Source organism: Pseudarthrobacter enclensis (assembly GCF_001457025.1).
Classification (GTDB): domain Bacteria; phylum Actinomycetota; class Actinomycetes; order Actinomycetales; family Micrococcaceae; genus Arthrobacter; species Arthrobacter enclensis.
Genome location: NZ_KQ758602.1, coordinates 371,975 through 392,458, shown reverse-complemented (window position 1 = coordinate 392,458; position 20,484 = coordinate 371,975). Strand labels below are relative to the sequence as shown.

Genomic DNA, 20,484 nt, shown 5'->3' with positions numbered 1-20,484 from the left:
TTGCGGGAGAACGGGGAGCCGGATGAAGCAGCAGGCAGTGATTGTGGGTAGCGGGCCCACCGGGCTCATGCTGGCGGGGGAGCTGGGACTTGCCGGGGTGGATGTGGCAGTGGTGGAGCGGCGTCCCAGCCAGGAGCTCGCGGGGGCGCGGGCAGGCGGCCTCCATGCCCGCACCATCGAGGTGCTGGACCAGCGGGGCATTGCGGAGCGGTTCCTCGCCGAAGGGCAGGTGGCCCAGGTGGCGGGGTTTGCCGGCGCCCGCTTCGACCTCACCGGATTTCCCACCCGCCACCCGTACGGGCTCGGGCTGTGGCAGAACCACATCGAGCGCATCCTGGCCGGCTGGGTGGAGGAGCTGCCCGTGGCCTTCCACCGCGGTGCCGAGGTGACGGGCGTTGCGCAGGACGGCGCCGGCGTCGAGGTCTCCCTTGCGGACGGCCGGACGCTGCAGGCGGACTTCGTTGTAGGGTGCGACGGCGGCCGCAGCCTTGTGCGGAAGGCTGCGGGCATCGAATTTCCCGGCTGGGATCCCACCACCAGCGCGCTGATCGCCGAAGTGGAGATGACCGGGCAGCCGGAGTTCGGCGTCCATAAGAATCCGTTCGGCATCCACTCCTTCGGCCGGCGTGAGTACACCATCCAGGACGACAGGGTGGTGTACGCGGACAGCGGCCCGGTGGCGGTCATGGTCACAGAGGAGCAGGTGGGCGCCGGAGATCCCACCCTGGCGGACCTGAGCGCGGCCCTCACCGCCGTGTGCGGAACCGACTACGGCGCCCACAGCCCTACCTGGATTACCCGGTTCACGGACGCCACCCGGCAAGCCGCCACCTACCGCAGGAGCCGCATCCTCCTGGCCGGGGACGCGGCGCACATCCATGCGCCCGACGGTGGCCAGGGCCTGAACATCGGCGTCCAGGACGCCGTGAACCTGGGCTGGAAGCTGGCGCAGGTGCTCCAGGGGACGTCACCGGAGAGCCTCCTGGACACGTATCACGCCGAGCGCCATCCCGTGGCGGCCCGGGTCCTGCGCAACACCATGGCCCAGTCGGTGCTGCGCCGCCCGGACCCCAGGATCGCCGCCGCGGGCGAGGTGCTGGCCGAGCTGCTGGGCATGGAGGAGCCGCGCCGCCGGTTCGCCGGCATGCAGTCAGGCCTGGACGTCCACTACCACCTCGGCGAGGGCCACCCGCTGCTGGGACGCCGGATGCCGGACCTGGACCTGGAGACTCCGGCCGGACGCCTGCGGATGTACACGCTGCTGCACACCGCACGGCCGGTCCTGCTGAATCTCGGCGCCGCGGGCACCTTTGACTCCCTACCCCTTCCGCCGGCGGTCCAGCTGGTGGACGCAGTGTACGGCGGGGAGTGGGAGCTGCCGGTCCTCGGAACCGTTGCTCCGCCGTCGGCCGTCCTGGTCCGCCCGGACGGCTACGTGGCGTGGGTGGGGGAGGGAACCGCGTCTGGTCTCGCCGAGGCGCTCCGCACCTGGTTCGGGCCTTTGGCGGCGCGGTAGCGTCACGCCGGGCACGCTTTCAGGGGACGGCCGACGGCGGAGGACCGGGTTTCCGCGGTTTCCCCGCCGGCGGCGAGGCGAAAGTGTGCCGTGCGTGACGCCGTCGTACATTTTGCGGCGGCGCCACTCTGCTCAGTAGACGGAGCCCTCGAGCAGTTCGGAGAGCCGGCTTGCGGCGCGGCGCAGTTCGGGGACGTTGGCCTTGATTTTCTCCTCGGTCGTCGCCTCCGCCGGGCAGTTCAGTGCCATTGATTCGTTGGCGCGGCCCTCCCGGTTCGTTAGGGCCACCCCTACGGAGAGCACGCCAATCACGCGCTCATTCGCAGAATAGGCGTAGTCACAGCCGGGTTCGGGCAACCGTGACCGAAGTTCCTGGACCGTGAATCCCTGGTCCTCGTGACCGGAGGCGATTGCTGCAGCCACTACCTGTTCAAGTTCAGCGTCAGGGGCGCCCGCAATCAGGATCTTTCCCGCAGCACCGCGGGTCAGGGGCAGGCGTTTACCCAGCGGCAAGTCGTACTGCATGGGCGCTTCGCCTTGGACGCGCGCCACCAGGATGCGCTCAAACCCCAGCCTGGTATGCAGCGAAACCGACATGCCCGTCTGGGTGGCCAGCTGCTGCAGAACCGGCCGGCCCGCCACCGCCAGGGGATCGTTCTCCAGGAAACTCTTGGCTGCCGGGAGCACAGCGGGGCCGATCCGGTAGGACTTGTCCTTCTGGCTGACCATGCCGAAATCCTGCAGCACCCGGAGGATCCTCAGCGTAGTGGGCAGGCTCATGCCGCAGTTCCGCGCCAGGTCGCTGAGCCGCTGCGGCCGTTCTGCCCGCTGCAGTTCAGCAAAGACCTCCATGGCCCTGGACAGTGAACGCATGTTGGAGGACTTGGGGCCCTCTTCTGCCGGGCCGGCCGTGGGGGAAGTCGTCGTCGCCATTCTTTCATTCTATGTAAGTTCCTTGCGCTTGACAGTGCGTGTGTCTCCTGTCACTATTTCTCAGTACGCAATATAGTTTCATTCTGTGAAAAGCAATGACGCGCAGTGAAAAGGAATTCCATGACAACGGAGTCAGTGACCTCCCCACCCGGGACCGGAAAAACGGCACGGGTAGCCCCCACCGTGCTGGCGGGCATCGGCGCTTTTGCCGCCGTGGGCGTCTACGTCCTGGTCAGCTCCATCAGCCTCGGGCTGTGGACTTCCCTCGGCCCGGGTCCGGGCCTCTTCCCCTTCGCCATGGGCGCCGTCCTCGCCGCCATGGCCCTCCTCTGGCTGCTCCAGGAACTCCGCAACCCCAGCGAAACGGCCGCCGGCGTTGACCGCGGACTGGTGATCGCCGTCGTCGTCAGCCTGGTGCTCCTCGCGGCTGTCATGGACCTGATCGGCTTCCAGCTGAGCATGTTCGCGTTTCTGCTGTACCACCTCAAGGTGCGCGGCCGCCGGACCTGGGTGTCCTCGCTGATCATCGCGGTGGCCGGCAGCTTCGGAGCGTTCTACGCCTTCAACTACGGCCTGAACGTCGCCCTGCCTGTCTCCACCATTCCCTTCCTGAACGCGATCGGACTCTAGACGTGGATACCCTCAACGAACTCCTCAACGGCTTCGCGGCCGCCATGACCTGGCAGAACCTGCTGTTCGCCTTCCTGGGCTGCCTGCTGGGCACCATCATCGGCGTGCTGCCGGGCATCGGCCCTGTGGCCGGCGTGGCCCTGCTCATCCCGCTCACCCTGAACATGGATGCCACCGGGGCGATCATCATGCTCTGTGCTATCTTCTACGGCACCGCCTACGGGGGAACCATCACCAGCGTGCTGCTGAACACCCCCGGAGAAGCGGCCTCCGCCATCACCACCATCGACGGCTATGCCATGACCAAGATCGGCAAGGCCGGCGCTGCCCTGACCATCGCCGCCGTTGGGTCCTTCGTGGGCGGCACCATCGCCACGCTCGGCCTGGTGGCAGCCGCCAAACCACTCGGTGAACTCGGCCTGCTGGTCGGTCCGCCGGAATTCTTCGCCCTGATGGTGGTGGGCATCTCGCTCCTGGTGGCCCTGGCCGGCAAATCCATGGTCAAGGCCGTCATCTCCGGCGCCTTGGGCCTGCTGATCTCCATGGTGGGCATCGACCCCGTGGCCGGTGCCCCGCGCTTCACTTTCGGCATGGACCGGCTCCTGGACGGCGTCAGCTTCGTCGCCGTGATTGTGGGCGTCTTCGGCCTCTCCGAACTCCTGTCCTACCGCAAGGGCGACCAGCCCGCCGCGGTGCACGCACCCAACCTGCGCTCGCTGCTGCCCACCGGCAAGGAATGGCTCCGCAGTGCTCCGGCGATGGCCCGCGGCACAGGCATCGGGTTCGGCCTGGGCCTCATCCCCGGCATGACCGGCTCCGTCTCCTCCCTGCTGTCCTACGGCGCGGAAAAGAAGTTCTCCCGCAACCGCCACCAACTGGGCAAGGGCGCCATCGAAGGCGTCGCCGGCCCCGAAACGGCCAACAACGCCCACGCCAACGCGGCCCTCATCCCGCTGTTCACCCTGGGCATCCCGGCCTCACCAACCATCGCTGTGCTGATGGGCGCCTTCCTGCAGCAGGGCCTCACCCCGGGTCCCACCCTTTTCACGGAGAACTCCGAGATTGCCTGGGCCATCATCGCCAGCCTCTTCATCGGCAACCTGATCCTGCTCCTGCTCAACGTCCCGCTCGTGGGGCTCTGGACGTCCATCCTCCGCGTCCCGTCGTCGATCCTCACCGCCCTGATCCTGCTGTTCATGGTGATCGGCGCCTACACCATCAACTTCAGCGTTTTCGATGTTTTCGTGATGATCGGCTTCGGCCTTCTGGGCCTGGCCCTCCGGCACCTGGACATCCCGCTGGCGCCCATGGTGCTGACGCTGGTCCTCGGCCCGCTGATGGAACGGTCACTGCGCGAATCCCTCGAAATCTCCCAGGGTGACTTCAGCATCTTCACCAGCCGTCCCATCTCCGCGGTCCTGATCGGACTGGGCCTGCTGATCGTCTTCAGCCCGCTGCTCAAGCTCCGCAAGCCCAAGGCCCTGAACGAAGACCCCGAAACGTAATCCGCCCGCACCCCAAGCACTTCCATCCCCACCTTCAAAGGAGAAGAACCATGAAAACCCGTTTGCGCCTCGCCGCCGCCCTCGCCGCGGCTTCCCTGATCGGACTCACCGGCTGCGGTGCCAACCCCGGAGCCACCGGCGCCGCCGGTGCAGCCAGCGACTTCCCGAAGAAGGGCAAGTCCATCGACCTCATCGTCGCCTTCGGTTCCGGCGGAGCCGTGGACACGGCCGCGCGGCTCATCCAGCCGGTCCTCGAAAAGGAACTCGGCACCAACGTCGAGGTCATCAACAAGCCCGGCGCCGGCGGCCAGATCGGCTACACGCAGCTCACCAGCGCCAAGCCGGACGGCTACACCATCGGCGCCACCGGATCACCGTCCGTGGTGGTGTCACCCCTGGACCCGTCCCGCGGCGCCAAGTACACCCGTGAAAGCTTCCAGCCGCTGGGCCGCCAGGTCATTGACCCCACCGTCATCGCCGTCCAGCCGGACAGCCCGTACAAGACCATCAAGGACCTGCTGGACGCCGCCAAGGCCAACCCCAAGTCCATGACCGCCAGCACCACCGGCCTCCAGACCGGCGAGCACTTTGCCCTGGCGCAGCTGCAGGAAAACACGGGCGCGGAATTCGCCCCGGTCCACTTCTCGGAGGGCGCCTCGCAGGCCACCACCGCGTTCCTCGGCAGGCATGTGGACGTCCTCGTGGCCAACGTCAGCGACGTGAACGACCTCAGCAAGCAGGGCAAGGCCCGCGTCCTCGGCGTCATGTCCGCAGAACGCGCACCCTCGCTGCCGGACATCCCCACGTTCAAGGAATCCGGCTACGACCTGACCGCCGGCACCGCCCGCGGCTACTCCGCCCCCGCCGGCCTGCCCGAGGACGTTGCCAAGAAGCTCGAAGCCGCCATCGAGAAGGCCATTGAGGATCCCGCCGTCGTCCAGAAGATGAAGGACCTGGGCCTGCAGACCAGCTACCTCAACGGCGCCGACTACAAGACGTTCTGGGCCGGCCAGGAAGAGGACTTCAAGGAAGTCCTGCCTCTGGTCCAGAAAAAAGACTGACCCCGCACGCCTGAACGGAAAGATCCATCATGACAACTCCAGCCATTGACGCCACCGACGCAGACTTTGCCCGCCCCGACCGGGCCACCATTGAACGGCTCGCCAAGCTGCCCGCAGCCAACATCGGCGATGCCATGGACCGCCTCGGCGTCGCGGATTCGGCCATCCAGGCCGTCTGGCCCGGCGCCAAGCTGGCCGGGCCGGCCTTCACCGTGTGGACCCGCCCCGGCGACAACAAGGGCATCCACCAGGCCTTGCAGCAGGCCCGTCCCGGAGACGTCATTGTGGTGGCCGGCGGCGGCGACGAATCGCGTGCCCTCCTGGGTGAGCTGATCGGTGAGCGCGCCATCAACCTTGGCGTGGCGGGCTTCGCCCTCGACGGAGCAGCGCGCGACGCCGAGGCGCTGGGTGAGATTGGCATGCCCGTCTTCGCCAGGGCTACTTCGCCCGCCGGCCCCTACAAGGACGGCCCGTTCCGGCTGGGCTCCGCCGTCGCCTTCGGCGGCGTACCCGTCCTGCCCGGCGACGTGATCGTCGGCGACTCCGACGGCGTGGTGGTCATCCCGCGTGACCAGGCTGCCGCCGTCGCCGATGCCGCTGAAGCGGTCTTCGCGGACGAGACGAACCGCCGCCAGGCCATCGTCGCAGCCCGCAACTGAAAACCAACACCACCAGAAGGAACAGAGCAACCATGACAGCGTGCACCGTCATCGGCCTCGGCGAAGCCGGAGCCACCTACGCCGCGGCACTGACCGCGGCCGGCCACACCGTCACCGGCTTCGACCCGGTGGCCCCCACCACCCCGGCAGGCGTCATCCGGGCCACCACCGCGGCCGAAGCGTGCACCGGGGCGGACATCGTCCTGGTGATGACCGGCGCCGCCGCGGCACGCGCCGTAGCGCAGGAGTGCCTGCCGGTGCTCGACGCCGGCAGTGTCTACGCGGACTTTACGTCCTCGTCGCCGGGCGTGATGCAGGAGCTGGGCCAACTGCCCAGCAAAGCCTGCTTCGCCGACGTCGCCATCCTCGGCCCGGTCTCGGCACTCGGTGAAAAGACCCCGCTGATGGTGAGCGGTCCCGGCGCCCAGGCCGTTGCCGACCTGCTGGTCCCGTTGGGCGTGCAGGTGGAAATCGCGGACGGGGAGCCCGGGGCGGCGATGGCCCACAAATTGCTGCGCAGCGTCCTCATGAAGGGCCTGGCATCCGTGGTGGTGGAAGCCGTTACTGCCGGAAGGGCAGCGGGCCTGGAGGACTGGATCCGCGGCCAAATCGCGGGGCAGTTGGCCGGGGACGGCCAGGCCGTCATCGACAGGTTCCTCACCGGCACCGCCAAACACGCCGTCCGCCGGTCGAAGGAAATGCAGGACACTGCCAGTTACCTGTCGGACCTTGGCGTCCCTGCAGAGATGACCACCGCCTCGGCCACCGCGCTGGCCCGCATGGCGCAGGCCACGGAACCGGCCTTGCGCTGACCGCGCAGTCGGGCACAATCAGGAACAGGTAACACGTGATTTCCACCCCAACCGGCATCCGGCCGTCAGGAGCAGCAACATGATCGGCATCTGGGCACTCGGCGCCTACCTTGCCGTCATCCTGCTCTGGACCACCGTGGTCAAGCGAAGCGTGGGCGAGGCCATGATCCTCGGCTTCCTGGCCGTCCTCCCCTTCACCGGAACCGCGGCGGCGGCGATTGGCTGGGATGCCCTGTACGACGCCATCACCGACGAAATTGTCTACGCCACCATGGCGTTCGTCTTCATGGGATACCTGCTGGACAAGGCCGGCGTCCTGGACCGGCTCATCGACCTGCTGAACTCGCTCATCGGCGGGGTCAAGGGCGGTCCGGCCTGGGTTTCCACGGTGGCCTCGGCGGGGCTCGGCGGGGTGGTGCACAACCAGGCCGCCATCGCCGCCACGGTTGGCTCGGTGACCATTCCCTGGATGGAGAAGTCCAAGCTGGACAAGCCGTCCGCTGCAACGCTGGTTGCCGGCAACGCCGGCATGGGCATCACGTTCCCCTTCAGCGCCTCGATGTTCGTCCTGGTGGGTTCAGCCACCGTGGGGCCGCTGCTGGACATCAATGCACTGGTCCTGCCCCTGCTCTTCGGCGGCCTCTGGTGCTTCCTGCACCGGCTGGTGGTCACCTGGCTGCTGGTCCGCAAGAGCGGGATGGCCCCGCTCGACGCGGCACACCGGCTGACCGTCCGCACGGCGTTCGGCCGCGGCTGGGCCACCCTGCTGCTGTTCGTGGTGGTGGCCATCCCCCTGGTGATCACCACAGGGGCCCTGGCGAAGAGCCTCTCGGACTGGACCGGCGGGGACGTCACCAAATCCGTCAGCGTCATCGTCTGGATCCCCGTGGTCCTGATCATCACCGGCCTCCTGCTGGGCCGGAAGAACCTCCCAGGGACCGGCCGGGGCTGGTGGACCCTGCTGCAGGAGTCCGCGCCGCGGTTCGGCATTGTTGGCGTGACAGTGGTGTTCGCCTTCGCAGGGGCCAACGCGCTGGCCGCCACTGGGCTGCCCAAGCAGATGACCACACTCCTTACCGGGATGAACCTGCCGCTGTGGCTGCTGGCCATCCTGATCGGCCTGATCATCATTGCGGTGGCGGCACCGCTGTCGGCCACCGCCACCATGGCCGCCGTCGGAACCGTGGGTGTCGCCACGCTCGTCGCCGCCGGTGTCCCCGCCACCACAGCTGCCGTGGCCGTCCTGGTGTTCTCGTCCTGCGAAGCCGCGGTCCCGCCCGGCGGCGCACCCTTATATGTCGCGTGCGGCATCGCGGACGTGGACCCGCTCAAGACCTTTGCCCGATTGCTGACCCACTACGCCCTGCCGCTGCTGGGCATCGGCGTCCTGATCATCCTCGGCATCCTGCCAATCTAGGGAACACTTCATGCATAGCTTCCGAAGGGCCATCGAAGTCCTCTTCGTCCTCACACTGGCTGTACTGCTGGCTGGCGGCATCGTCTTTGTCCTCGGCCAGGCCATCAGCCTGGTAGCGGGGCAGAGCCAGTGGCTCACGGCGCTCAACGACGCCATCAAGACTCCGATCTGCATCACCGCATCGGTCTGCGCCGTGGCGGGCTTCCTTCTCAGCTACAAGCGCCGGCAGGCATTAGAGCAGCCCCAGAAAGCGGGTGCCCGATGAGTTCCTTTAACGGCATGTATCCGGACTTCGCCGGGCTCCTGCAACGCGAGGGCAGCCTGGCCGGGACCTCCTGGGGCCTGTTTCCGCACCCAACCCGCGGGACGCCGTCGTTCATTACCCCTGACACCCTGCTTCATGCCCGGGAGTGCATACATACGGGTACTATCTTTGGCCTCGACTACCCGGCAGACGCGTTCCATCCCGGAATGTCCCTGAAACGCGGCGCACCCAAGCACACCATCTACTCCTCGCACCCGGCACACCGCGATGACTTCCTGGATGGCTACTACCTCCAGGGGTCCAGCCAGGTGGACGGGCTGCGGCACCGCCGGGCGGACGACGTCGGCTTTTATAACGGCACCCCGGATGAACGGGTGGTCGAGGGGACCCCGGACCTGGGCATCCAGGAATGGGCCGATGAGCCGATTGTTGGCCGCGCGGTGCTGGTGGACCTGGACGGCTACCGAACCACCCAAGGCAGCCCGATTGACCATACGGCAGGGGAGCCGCTGGGCCTCGAGCTCATCGAAGCGGCCCTCGCCGCACAGCACTCCACCCTCCGCCAGGGTGACATCCTGCTCCTCCACACCGGCTGGTGCGAATGGTTCCTGAACCTGCCGACGGCGGAAAAACAGCGGGTGCGCGACAGCAGGAAGGCCACCGGCATCGCCCAGTCGCGGAAGTTCGTTGCGTGGGCCTGGGACCAGCGCTTGGCGCTGCTCGCTGCGGACAACTTCGCCCTGGAATGCCTGCCCGCGGTGCCGGACAGCCCGTACCGGGACTCGGCGTTCAATGACCACGGCATGATGCACCAGCAGCTGCTCGCCAAACTCGGAATGCCGCTGGGCGAACTGTGGCGCCTCGGCCCGCTGGCCCGGCACATGCGCAGCGCGGGCCGCTGGGACGCCTTCATCAGCATCAAACCGCTCAACATCACCGGCGGAACAGGCTCCCCCGCCAACGCCACGGCCATCCTGTGAGCGTCAGCTCCGCGGTGAACTGACCAGCTGTCCGGTCCGCCCGGGAATCCGCCGCCGTCCCGCAATCCAGATCGCCGTGGCATTTGCCGAGACAATCAGCGCGATACCCAGCCATTCGTGGAGCACCAGCACTTGCCTCAGCACCACTATTCCGGACAGTGCCGCGAGGATCGGGTTGATGCTCATGTACACCCCGAAGAAGCCGGCGGGAACGAACCTGAGGGCCACCAGGTCGGCTGCGTACGGAACAACCGAGCACAGGATTCCGGCGGCCGCGGCGTACAGCATGGCGGGCCCGGTGAAGCTGCCGTTGGCGAGCAGATGAATGGCCACCGGCACGTAAAGCACCAGTGAAACGAGGCTGGCGGCCGCCGGGGCCTGCAGGCCGTGGAGACGCTGACCGGCCACGCGGTTCAAAAGGATATAGGCCGCCCAGCCCGCCGCGCCGCCCAGGCCAATAAGGATCCCGGCCAGGTCGCTCGCCGGCCCGGGCATCACCAGGATGTACACGCCCACGCCGGCGCCAATCCCGCACAGCAGGTCCCACCGGCTCCTCGAGGACAGCAGCGCTACCGCCAGCGGACCCAGGAACTCCAGCGTGACCGCCAGCCCCAGTCCGATCCGGTCGATGGCAACGTACAGGCAGATGTTCATCAGGGCCGTGGCCGCGCCCAGCAGGAGGACCGGCCACCACTGCCGCCACGTAAAGCGGTGGAACGGCGGCCGCGCCGCCGGAAGCAGCACCACGGCCGCCACCAGCTGCCGCACGGCCACTACCCCTGCCGGCCCGATCACCGGGAAGGCGTGCGCGCCGATTCCGGCGCCGATTTGGTTGCTGAGTCCTGCTCCGGTCATGGTCAGCACGCCGCGGAACAAGAACGACGACGGGCGGCGCGGGGTGCCCGTCCCACCGCGGGTCGTCCCCGCGCCCTGCAGCAAAGAAGCGTCCATCCCCACAGTGTCCGGCCGACCGCTGGCCGGCAGGAAATGCGAATGCCGCGTGTTCTATACGATGACCGTATGAATGTTGAGCTGCGCTACCTCCGCGCTCTCGTCGCCGTCGTGGATGCCGAAACGTTTACCGACGCAGCCATCGAGCTGGGGACGTCCCAGGCCGCCGTCTCCCGGTCTATTGCAGCGCTCGAACAGGCCCTGGGACTCCGCATCCTGCAGCGGACCACCCGCAGTTTCACACCTACCCCGGTGGGGGAGCGGATCATCGCCCATGCCCGCAGGGTGCTCGACGAGTTGGCCCTCCTGGAACGCGTTGCCGGGGACCATGGCAGCGAGTTGAGGGTGGGCTACGCCTGGTCCGCGTTGGGCCGGCGCACCATCGCGCTGCAGCGGCAGTGGGAGGAACTCCACCCGGACGTGTCGTTGGTGTGGGTGCAGTCCAACGCGCCTTCCGGGGGCCTGGCCGACGGCTCGGCGGACGTCGCAGTACGACGGCGGCCGCTCACCGAGGGCCGGTTCACCTCCACACCCATCGGGGCGGAGGCGCGCTTTGCGGCGCTCGCCGCGAGCGACACCCTTGCCCGCCGGCGGGTCCTGAGGATGGCCGACTTCGCAGGCCGAACCATCGCCGTCGACCGCCGGACGGGAACCACCAGTGAGGAGTTGTGGCCCGAAGAGTCGCGGCCCGCCGGGTTCCGTCCGGTGCAGGGCGTCGATGAATGGCTGACGCTGATTTCCACAGGCCAGGCGTTGGGAATGTCCTCCGAAGCGACCGCAGCCCAGAATCCGCGCCCAGGGGTGGCCTACCGGCCGGTGCGGGATGCCCCGCCCATCGAGGTTTTCCTTGCATGCTGGCGGGACGATCCTTCACCGCTCGTGGCCGACTTCATCCGCCTGGCCCGTGCCGCCTATCTTCCGGGATAGCGCTTGCCCATTGACGTAACCGGCGTCACGTCCTAAGATTGTGAATCGATTCAAAGTGCCGGTTGGTACCGGTTCTTTGCCAATGGAGTCGAAGGACAAGCACATGAGCACTACCAACACCAGCGTCCGCCCCAGCGGGGTGGCAGGGTCCGGATCGCGGGATCCCCGGAAGGCCGCCATGAGCGGCTGGATCGGAAGCGCCCTGGAGTACTACGACTTCGCCCTGTACTCGCTTGCTGCAACGCTGATTTTCCCCACGATCTTCTTCCCGTCGGAAAACCCCACCGTCGGCATTATTGCGTCGCTGGCCACCTACGCGGTGGGCTACGTATCCCGGCCCGTCGGCGCCGTCGTCCTCGGTGCCTATGGTGACCGGAAGGGCCGCAAGAGCGTCCTCGTCTTCGCCATGCTGCTGATGGGCTTCGCCACCTTCGCCGTGGGGCTGCTGCCCACCTACGGGCAGGTGGGACTGCTGGCGCCGGCCTTGCTGGTGCTCCTCCGCCTGGTCCAGGGCTTCGCGGTGGCCGGTGAACTCGGCGGGGCCAGCGCCATGATCGTCGAGCACTCACCGGACGCCCGCCGCGGTTTCTTTGCAAGCTTCAGCCTGCAGGGCACCCAGGTGGGTTCCATCCTGGCCACCGCCGTCCTGCTGCCCCTGTCCGCGGCCCTTCCCGCGGAACAGTTTGCCGCGTGGGGCTGGCGCATCCCGTTCCTGCTGAGCGCCGTTGTGATCCTGGCCGGCTACTTCATCCGCCGCCGGGTACAGGAGCCGCCCGCCTACAAGGCGCAGTCCGGGGCAGTCGAGGCCAAGCGCCGGTTCCCGCTGGTGGAGCTGCTCCGCACCCACCCCGCCGCCCTGCTGCGCTGCGTGGCCATGACGTTTGCCAACGTGGTGGGCATGGCCACCCTGATCTTCGGAGTCTCCTTCGCCACCCAGAAGGGCTACGGCAACGGCTTCTCCAGCAGCGAGTTCCTCTGGGTGACGCTGGTGGCCAACATTGCGGCCGTCGTAACCATCCCGCTGTTCGGCGCGCTCTCCGACAGGATCGGCCGGCGGACCCTGATGGCCACCGGTGGACTGGCGGGCGGCCTGCTGGTGGCCGGTTACCTCTGGGCCATCGAGTTGGGCAGCCTGCCGCTGGTGTTCGTCTGCGTGGTGATTGTCCAGGGCATTTTCTTCCAGATGTGGAACGCCACGTTCGCCACGTTCTTCCAGGAGCAGTTCCCCATGCGGATCCGCGTGACCGGTTTCGCCGTGTCGCAGAACGTCGGCCTGATGATCGCGTCCTTCTTCCCGAGCATTTTTACGGCCATCGCGCCGCCGGGTTCGGCAAACATACCCCTGACCATCGGCCTGGCCACCTTCGGGATCTGCCTGGTCGCCACCGTGGCTACCCTGATGTCCTCGGATACCAGGGGCAAGTCGCTCGAAGACCTCGAGGCCCGCAAGGCCTAATCTCCAGCAAACACGCACCGGGCCAGTGTCCATGCCCTGTCAGCCACCTTCGCCATCCGGCGAAGGTGGCTGACTCGTTTTGTCCCCCCCTCCATTTTTCCGATTCCGTACCTCCGGCCGGCCTCTGCGCAGTGCCCGCGCGACCTGACAGGCATATTTGTATACAAGTATGCTGGAGCCGGAGGTCGCACCCATGCCAATCACATCCGCCCGGAATACGGGCGCCCACGTTGTCTACGCGGAACTGAAACGCCAGATCCTGACCCTGGAACTCAAACCGGGGGAGCGCCTGAAGGAACCGGCCATGGCCGCGGCCCTGCAGGTCAGCCGGACGCCGCTCCGGGAAGCTATCCGGAGGCTCATCTCGGAGGACCTGCTGGAGCAGCAACCCACCGGCGGGGTGGTGGTGCCGGTGCTCGACGAGGCCGTCATCTCCGAACTCTACGAAGTCCGGGCGGCTGTGGAGTCGTTGATGGCGCGGAACGCCTGCGTGAAGGCGACACCCGAGGACATCGAGGATCTCCGCGGGATCCTGGCCAGGAACGCCGCCCTGGTGGAGTTCGCCGACGACGCCATGCAACAGGGCATGGCCCTGCACGCCAAAATCGCCGCGATCGCCGGCAATTCCTGGGCACGCCGCTTCCACGGCCAGATCTCCAGCCAGATGGAGCGTTACCGGCACTACACCAACAGCACCCAGGAACGCCGGGACCAGGCCCTGGAGCAGCACCGCGAACTGGTGGACGCCATTGCCTCCGGAAACCCTGAAGCCGCCGCCGGGATGGCTTTCGACCACGTCCTCGGCGCCCGGGACGCTGCCGTGCGGGCCATCTCCGGCGCCAGCGGAGCGGCGTCATGATCGGCGAACTCGGCCGGCGCTCGGCCACCGCCCTGCTCCTGCACTCGGCCCTCATCCAGGCCGTCACCTTCCTGGTGCGGCCCGCAGCCACCTACCGCGCCCTGGAACTGGACGTCCCGGGCTATGCCCTCGGGGTCCTGGCCGCCAGCTACGCCGTCTTTCCGTTGCTCCTTGCGGTGCCCACGGGCGGCCTGGTGGACCGCCTGGGTGAGCGCAGGCTCATGGCGATCGGGGCCGGCGTCGTCCTTGCCTGTTCAACGTTCCTGCTGTTCTGGGGCTCGTCCATCGTGGCGCTGATCATGGGGACGGCCCTGCTGGGCGCCGGGCAGTTGGCATGTGTGGTGGGCCAGCAGGCGGTGGTGGCGAACAACGCCGCCTCCACCCGGATGGATTCCGCTTTCGGATACCTCACTTTCGCCGCCTCCCTGGGGCAAGCGCTGGGCCCGCTGGCGATTTCCCTGGTGGGTGGCGCGTCCATCCACCCCGACACCCGGGCCATCTTCCTCCTGGCCGTCTGCATGAGCGCTGTGCTTTTCGCTGACACCTTCTTGGTCTCGGCCGAGGTCAGCGGCGGCCGGAAGAAGACCGGCGATGCCGGCGCAGCCATGGGAAGCGCCATTTCACTCCTCAAGACCCCCGGCGTCGCCCGCGCCCTGGCCACCAGCGCAACGGTCCTCGCCGTGGTGGACCTGACCATGGTCTACCTCCCCGCACTGGGAACGGACCGCGGCCTCACCGCGGCCACCGTGGGGGCCATGCTGACCGTCCGTGCTGTGTTCTCCATGGTGTCCCGGCTTCTGCTGGGACGCGTGTCCCGGCGGATCGGGCGCATGCGGCTCCTGGTCATCAGCCTCGCACTGTCCACCGCCGCCCTGGCCGCCGCGGCGGTGCCCATGCCGGCGTGGCTTCTGTTCGTGGTGATGGCTGTGCTCGGGCTTGGCCTTGGCATCGGCCAGCCGCTCACCATGTCATGGCTGTCCGCGCAGGCCCCCGCGGGCCAGCGCGGCCGTGCACTGGCCCTCCGCCTCGCCGGGAACCGGGTGGGGCAGGTGGTGCTGCCCAGCGCCATCGGCGTGGTCGCGGCCGGGCTGGGCGCAGCGGGGGTCTTCCTCGCCTCAGCCGTGGTGGTGGGCGGAACCATGGTCCTGCTCCGTGGGGTCGAACTCGACTGAGTGTCCAGAGCGTCACGCCGGGCACGGTTTGGATGAACGGCCGACGGCGGATCCCCGGTCTTCCAGGGCATCCCCGCCGTGGGTGCGCTGAAAGTATGCCCAGCGTGACGCCGTCGTCGTACAAAAAACAGCGGGCCCCGGCGCAAGCCGGGACCCGCCGTCGTGGGTCTTCTAAGAGGCCGAGGACGCGGTGTTGTACGCCTGCTGGATCACTGAACCCCAGTACGGGCCGTACATCGTGGTGGACTTGCTGCCGTAGCCATAGCTGTTGACTGAGTTCTGGTAACCACTGGAGCTGGTGCCGATGAACCACGGTCCGCCCGAGGAGCCGCCCGTCATGTTGCAGGGAATACCCTGGCTGTTGAACTGGGGGTTGTACGGATCGTTGGTGGCGGTGCCGGAACAGCTCTTCAGGGATTCGCCGTTGAACGGTGAGGCTGCCGGGTAGCCGAAGGCCTTGTAGGCCAGGCCACGGGCGGCGTTGAAGCTCACGCCGGAGGCCCCGACGACGTCCGCCAGGTTCTGGCCGTTGAGCTGGCTCATCACGGCAAAGCCCGTGTCGTATTCCATGCTGCCTGACGAGCTCCACTGGGTGGGGGCGTACAGTGCCTTCGCAGTCCACTTTCCGTAGGGTGCGGCGCCGTTCAGGTAGGCGGGAACGAACGTGAACTTGGTGGCGAAGGCACCGGGGCCTTCATTGAGGCAGTGGCCGGCGGTGGAGACGGTGTTCCGGTTGGTGGACACCACCGAGTTTGCCGAGCAGACGTAGTTGGTGCCGCCGAGGGTGAAGAACACCTTGCCGATGTGGGACACCGGGGTTTCGCTGGCGTTGGCCTTGGCCTGGACCTGGGGTGCGGAGCCCTGGATTTTGGTCTCCGGGCCCTTGGCCTGCTCCGGGAGGACTGCCGGGTTGGACTTCTGCCGTTCCACGGCCTTCTTGGCCAGGACGTCCGCCGGGATGGCCGAACGCATGCGTTCCGGCGTCCAGTAGTCGGCGCCGCTGGTGTCGGTGACGGCCGCGCTGCTGACGCCGGCAACGTCCTTGGTGTCCGGCGATGCGGGGGCTGCCGTCGCCTGCCCGGCAGAGCAGAGAGCGAACAGTGCTGCGGTGGTGAGGCTCATGAGGCTTGTGGCCAGAGTCCTGGTTGATGTCATAACTGTCCTCGGTAGGTTCGAAGTGAAGCGGACCTGTTGGGTGGTTCGCTGGAGAGAACCTATCTCGGTATGACAAACTTGTAAATAAGATTCTTCAATCGGTTAATGAATTAACGACCTTGTCTCATGGCCCGAAGCTACGGCAGCCGCGTTGGCCGCAGCAGGCTTGCCGCCCCAGCCTTGGCCGGGTCCAGCGGCACCGGACTGACCAGCACGGCCGGACCCCGGTGCAGGAAGCCGCCGGTGACCGCACGGCAACGAATACCGCCGCGGCCGCGCATCGCGGGGTGCGCACCCGGTGCCAGCATCTCGTTCATCCACGCGCACGGCTGGGCATGCCGGCCGCCGTGGAAATCCACCCGGGATCCGCCCGATTCCAGCGTGAAGTCCTGCCCCAGCAGAGGTGGCAGCTGCGCCCCGCGCAGGATCACGTTGCGCCGCGTCAGGAGGGGATTGAAGGGTCCGGCTCCCAGCTCCGCGGCGATGGCCTCCAGGGATTCGACGGCGAACAGGGTCACCGCCGCGTCCATGTGGGCGGCCTTGCCGTAGAACCGGTCACCCACGATGCCTTTGCCGGCCACCACCTCCGCCTCGTCCGCGTCAGTGGTCTGGACGTCGGCGGCGCCGTCGCGTGCCCGGCCGAAGTAGGCGTGCGCAGGGGACACCAGCAGGTGCAGGATTTCGACGTCGTACCGGAACTTTTCGGCCATACGGCCAGCGTAGGCCAGCCCTGCCGCGAAAACAGGCCACCAGTGGAATGATCGGGAACCATGGACACCTCTTCAGCCCCGGTCGCCGCCACGGCCCAACGCCCCCGCCGCCGGACCGCGCTCTACTGGGTATCGGCAGTCTGCGCCGCCGCCCTGATCCTGGTTCCCGTCTGGATGCTGGTGGCGAATCCGGCTGTCCTGGGCGGGCACCCGCTGCTGCCGGGCCTCCTGATCGCGGCCGCCGCCGTCGGGATTTACTGGGGCGTCCTTCTGTGGCGGCGCGGAGACGCGGCCCGTCCCCGCGGGCTGCCCCGGGCCATTGGCGCGTGGGCCGGGCTCATCGCCGTCCTGGCGCTCGTGGCAGCGCTGGCCTGGCTCAATCCCTTCGCCTACCAGCCGGGCGCGCCGGCGGAGGCCGGTCCAAAATCGGACCTCATTGTCACCGAAACGAACACCAGCATCACCATGACGCCCGACGGCGGCCGCGCCCCTACCAAGGGCCTGGTCTTCTACCCGGGCGCGCGGGTGGACGCCCGGGCCTACCAGGACATCCTCGCCCCGGCCGTCGGGGCCGGCTACCGGGTGGTCATCCTGAAGGAACCGCTCGGCCTCAGCCTGCTGGATCCGGACCAGGCACGCGGCGCCATCACGGAAAACCCGGACATTACCACGTGGGCGGTGGGCGGCCACTCGCTGGGCGGAGTGGCCGCATCCTCCTTCGCGCAGGACAATGACGACGTCAGCGGCCTGGTCCTGTACGCTTCCTACCCGCTGGGCTCACTCCGCGACCGCGCCGGCCTGTCCGTCCTGTCGGTTTCCGGGACCAGGGACGTGCTCAGCACGCCGGCGAAAATCGATGCCTCCACCGCGCTCCTGCCCGCGGACACGGAATTCACCGCCGTCCAGGGCGGCGTTCACGCCTACTTCGGCGACTACGGACCGCAGCCCGGCGACGGCGAACCCGGCATCAGCCGCGAGGACGCCCAGGAGCAGATCGCCGCCGCCACCGTCACCTTCCTCGGCAGGCTCTAGGCACCCACATAGGTGGCCAGGTGCTGCCCGGTGAGCGTCGACTTCGCCGCTACCAGGTCGGCCGGAGTGCCTTCGAAAACGACCGTGCCGCCGTCGTGCCCTGCGCCCGGACCGATGTCGATGATCCAGTCCGCATGCGCCATGACCGCCTGGTGGTGCTCGATGACGATCACCGACTTCCCGGACTTCACCAGCCGGTCCAGCAGGCCCAGGAGCTGTTCGACGTCAGCCAGGTGCAGGCCGGTGGTGGGCTCGTCCAGGATGTAGACATCGCCCTTCTCCGCCATCTGCGTGGCCAGTTTCAGCCGCTGGCGCTCACCGCCGGAGAGGGTGGTGAGCGGCTGGCCGAGGGTGATGTAGCCGAGCCCCACGTCTGCGAGGCGTTCCAGGATCTTGTGCGCGGCGGGCGTCTTGGCCTCGCCCTCGGCGAAGTACTGCAGCGCGGCGTCCACGGACATGTCGAAGACATCGGCGATGCTGCTGCCGCCCAGCGTGTACTCGAGCACCGCGGCCTGAAACCGGCGGCCTTCACAGTCCTCGCAGGTGGACTCCACCGTGGCCATGACGCCGAGCTCGGTGAAGATCACGCCGGCGCCGTTGCAGGTGGGGCAGGCACCTTCCGAATTGGCGCTGAACAGTGCGGGCTTGACGCCGTTGGCCTTGGCGAACGCCTTGCGCACCGGCTCCAGCAGCCCGGTGTAGGTGGCGGGGTTGCTGCGCCGGGACCCCTTGATGGCACCCTGGTCGATGACAATCACGCCCTCGCGCTTGGCCAGCGACCCGTGGATCAGCGAACTCTTGCCGGACCCGGCCACGCCCGTCACCACGCACAGCACGCCCAGCGGCACGTCAACGTCCACGCTCTTCAGGTTGTTGGTGGAAGCGCCGCGGATCTCCAGCGCCCCCGTGGCGGGGCGGACGGATTCCTTGAGCCGGGCCCGGTAGCCGATGTGCCGGCCGGTGACGGTATCGCTGGAACGCAGCCCGTCGACGTCGCCTTCGTAGACAATCTCGCCGCCGCCGGTGCCGGCCAGGGGGCCGAGGTCGACGACGTGGTCGGCAATGGCGATCGTCTCCGGTTTGTGCTCCACCACCAGGACGGTGTTGCCTTTGTCGCGCAGCTGCAGCAGGAGGTTGTTCATCCGCTCGATGTCGTGCGGGTGCAGGCCGATGGTGGGCTCGTCGAAGACGTAAGTGACATCCGTCAGCGAGGAACCCAGGTGCCGGATCATCTTGGTGCGCTGCGCCTCGCCGCCGGAGAGGGTTCCGGCCGGGCGGTCCAGGGACAGGTAGCCCAGGCCGATTTCGGTAAAGGAGTCCAGCAGGTCCCGGAGCCCGGCCAGCAGGGGCCGGACGGAGGGCTCGTCCAGGTTCCGGATCCACCCGGCGAGGTCGCTGATCTGCATGGTGCACAGGTCCGCGATGCTCTTGCCGTTGATCTTCGAGCCCAGGGCCTCTGGCGTGAGCCGCGTGCCGTTGCACTCCGGGCAGGTGGCGAACGTGACGGCGCGTTCCACGAAGCGGCGCACGTGCGGCTGCATGGCCTCGACGTCCTTGGACAGCATGGACTTCTGGATCTTGGGGATGATCCCCTCGAAGGTGAGGTTGACGCCCTCCACCTTGATCTTGGTGGGTTCGGCATAGAGCATGGTGTCCAGCTGCTTGGCGGTGAACTTGGCGATCGCCTTGTCCATCGGCAGGCCCATCCCCTCGAACAGGCGGCCGTACCAGCCGTCCATGGAATAGCCCGGAACGGTCAGGGCGCCTTCGGCCAGGGTCTTCGAATCGTCATACAGGGCGGTCCGGTCGATGTCGCTGACGTTGCCCATGCCTTCGCACCGGGGGCACATGCCGCCCAGGTACGTGACCTGCCGGACCACGTTCTTCTCCACCCGGCCGCCCTTTTCGGTGCTCATGATGCCGCTGGCCTTGCGGGTGGGCACGTTGAAGGAAAAGGCGGTGGGCGGCCCCACGTACGGCTGGCCCAGGCGGCTGAACAGGATCCGCAGCATGGCATTGGCATCGGTGGCGGTGCCTACGGTGGAGCGCGGGTTGGCGCCCATCCGTTCCTGGTCCACGATGATCGCCGTGGTCAGGCCCTCCAGCCGGTCCACGTCCGGGCGGGCCAGGCTGGGCATGAACCCCTGCACGAACGCGCTGTAGGTTTCATTGATCATGCGCTGGGATTCGGCCGCGATGGTGGCGAACACCAGGGAGCTTTTTCCCGAGCCGGAGACGCCGGTAAACACAGTCAGTCGGCGCTTGGGCAGGTCCAGGCTGACGTCCTTGAGGTTGTTCTCGCGGGCGCCCTGGACTCTGATCAGGTCGTGGCTGTCGGCGACGTGCAGTCCGTCCGCGCGGGTGTCCGTACTCGTGTCCGTACTCATCGGGTCTCCATCTGTCGGGTCCTGCGTCGGTGCGGGAGGCTGCGCTCGCGGCCTCCC

19 protein-coding genes are annotated in these 20,484 nt (G+C 67.7%); 14 read left to right on the top strand and 5 right to left on the bottom strand.

Features of this window, described 5'->3' with window-relative positions; translation table 11 throughout:
* Positions 1-22: 22 nt before the first annotated feature.
* Positions 23-1,516 (top strand): FAD-dependent monooxygenase, encoded by a 1,494-nt coding sequence (locus tag AS031_RS12335; RefSeq protein ID WP_058268436.1) that lies wholly within the window; start codon positions 23-25, stop codon positions 1,514-1,516.
* 132 nt (positions 1,517-1,648) lie between these two features.
* Here the strand turns inward: AS031_RS12335 and AS031_RS12330 are convergent, their stop codons facing one another.
* Positions 1,649-2,449 carry an IclR family transcriptional regulator gene (locus tag AS031_RS12330; RefSeq protein WP_058268435.1) on the bottom strand — a complete coding sequence of 267 codons (801 nt, stop codon included), beginning with the start codon at positions 2,447-2,449 and terminating at the stop codon, positions 1,649-1,651.
* 120 nt (positions 2,450-2,569) lie between these two features.
* Between AS031_RS12330 and AS031_RS12325 the strand changes: the two genes are divergently transcribed.
* From AS031_RS12325 to AS031_RS12290, 8 genes are all read left to right on the top strand, one after another.
* Positions 2,570-3,079, top strand: coding sequence for a tripartite tricarboxylate transporter TctB family protein (locus AS031_RS12325; protein WP_058268434.1), 510 nt, complete (start codon positions 2,570-2,572; stop codon positions 3,077-3,079).
* 2 nt (positions 3,080-3,081) lie between these two features.
* A complete protein-coding gene (locus AS031_RS12320) occupies positions 3,082-4,584 on the top strand; it encodes a tripartite tricarboxylate transporter permease (protein ID WP_058268433.1) in 1,503 nt (500 codons plus the stop codon).
* A gap of 50 nt (positions 4,585-4,634) precedes the next feature.
* Complete coding sequence (locus AS031_RS12315) at positions 4,635-5,645, top strand: tripartite tricarboxylate transporter substrate binding protein (protein ID WP_058268432.1); 1,011 nt, start codon at positions 4,635-4,637, stop codon at positions 5,643-5,645.
* A 29-nt stretch (positions 5,646-5,674) separates the two neighbouring features.
* Complete coding sequence (locus tag AS031_RS12310) at positions 5,675-6,304, top strand: RraA family protein (protein ID WP_058268431.1); 630 nt, start codon at positions 5,675-5,677, stop codon at positions 6,302-6,304.
* Positions 6,305-6,336: 32 nt separating this feature from the next.
* A complete protein-coding gene (locus AS031_RS12305; RefSeq protein WP_058268430.1) occupies positions 6,337-7,116 on the top strand; it encodes an NAD(P)-dependent oxidoreductase in 780 nt (259 codons plus the stop codon).
* Positions 7,117-7,195: 79 nt separating this feature from the next.
* Complete coding sequence (locus AS031_RS12300; protein WP_058268429.1) at positions 7,196-8,533, top strand: TRAP transporter large permease subunit; 1,338 nt, start codon at positions 7,196-7,198, stop codon at positions 8,531-8,533.
* 10 nt (positions 8,534-8,543) lie between these two features.
* Positions 8,544-8,798, top strand: a complete 255-nt coding sequence (locus AS031_RS12295; RefSeq protein WP_058268428.1) for a hypothetical protein — start codon at positions 8,544-8,546, stop codon at positions 8,796-8,798.
* The gene (locus tag AS031_RS12290) at positions 8,795-9,778 is read left to right on the top strand and encodes a cyclase family protein (RefSeq protein WP_058268427.1); all 984 of its coding nucleotides are present in this window, start codon (positions 8,795-8,797) and stop codon (positions 9,776-9,778) included. The genes AS031_RS12295 and AS031_RS12290 overlap by 4 nt, the downstream gene beginning before the upstream one ends.
* 3 nt (positions 9,779-9,781) lie before the next feature.
* Here AS031_RS12290 and AS031_RS12285 read toward each other — a convergent pair whose 3' ends face one another.
* Positions 9,782-10,729, bottom strand: coding sequence for an EamA family transporter (locus AS031_RS12285; protein WP_058268426.1), 948 nt, complete (start codon positions 10,727-10,729; stop codon positions 9,782-9,784).
* A gap of 69 nt (positions 10,730-10,798) precedes the next feature.
* Here AS031_RS12285 and AS031_RS12280 point away from each other — a divergent pair, with 69 nt between their 5' ends.
* The 4 genes from AS031_RS12280 (at position 10,799) to AS031_RS12265 (ending at position 15,143) form a co-directional block, all read left to right on the top strand.
* Positions 10,799-11,656 (top strand): LysR family transcriptional regulator, encoded by an 858-nt coding sequence (locus tag AS031_RS12280; RefSeq protein ID WP_058268425.1) that lies wholly within the window; start codon positions 10,799-10,801, stop codon positions 11,654-11,656.
* A gap of 103 nt (positions 11,657-11,759) precedes the next feature.
* Positions 11,760-13,112 (top strand): MFS transporter, encoded by a 1,353-nt coding sequence (locus AS031_RS12275; RefSeq protein WP_058268424.1) that lies wholly within the window; start codon positions 11,760-11,762, stop codon positions 13,110-13,112.
* A gap of 193 nt (positions 13,113-13,305) precedes the next feature.
* Positions 13,306-13,971 (top strand): GntR family transcriptional regulator, encoded by a 666-nt coding sequence (locus AS031_RS12270; protein ID WP_058268495.1) that lies wholly within the window; start codon positions 13,306-13,308, stop codon positions 13,969-13,971.
* Positions 13,968-15,143: an MFS transporter gene (locus AS031_RS12265; RefSeq protein WP_058268423.1), complete on the top strand. Its 1,176-nt coding sequence runs from the start codon at positions 13,968-13,970 to the stop codon at positions 15,141-15,143. Before AS031_RS12270 ends, AS031_RS12265 begins: the two co-directional genes overlap by 4 nt.
* A gap of 171 nt (positions 15,144-15,314) precedes the next feature.
* Here AS031_RS12265 and AS031_RS12260 read toward each other — a convergent pair whose 3' ends face one another.
* Both AS031_RS12260 and AS031_RS12255 read right to left on the bottom strand, forming a co-directional pair.
* Positions 15,315-16,298 carry a trypsin-like serine peptidase gene (locus AS031_RS12260; RefSeq protein ID WP_058268422.1) on the bottom strand — a complete coding sequence of 328 codons (984 nt, stop codon included), beginning with the start codon at positions 16,296-16,298 and terminating at the stop codon, positions 15,315-15,317.
* A 137-nt stretch (positions 16,299-16,435) separates the two neighbouring features.
* On the bottom strand, positions 16,436-17,008 hold the full coding sequence (locus AS031_RS12255) for an MOSC domain-containing protein (protein WP_058268421.1): 573 nt from the start codon (positions 17,006-17,008) through the stop codon (positions 16,436-16,438).
* Between the two features lie 60 nt (positions 17,009-17,068).
* Between AS031_RS12255 and AS031_RS12250 the strand changes: the two genes are divergently transcribed.
* Entirely contained in the window at positions 17,069-18,040 is a 972-nt protein-coding gene (locus AS031_RS12250) for an alpha/beta hydrolase (protein WP_058268420.1), read from the top strand.
* Here the strand turns inward: AS031_RS12250 and AS031_RS12245 are convergent.
* On the bottom strand, positions 18,037-20,427 hold the full coding sequence (locus AS031_RS12245; protein WP_058268419.1) for an ATP-binding cassette domain-containing protein: 2,391 nt from the start codon (positions 20,425-20,427) through the stop codon (positions 18,037-18,039). The genes AS031_RS12250 and AS031_RS12245 overlap by 4 nt on opposite strands.
* Positions 20,428-20,484: the final 57 nt, after the last annotated feature.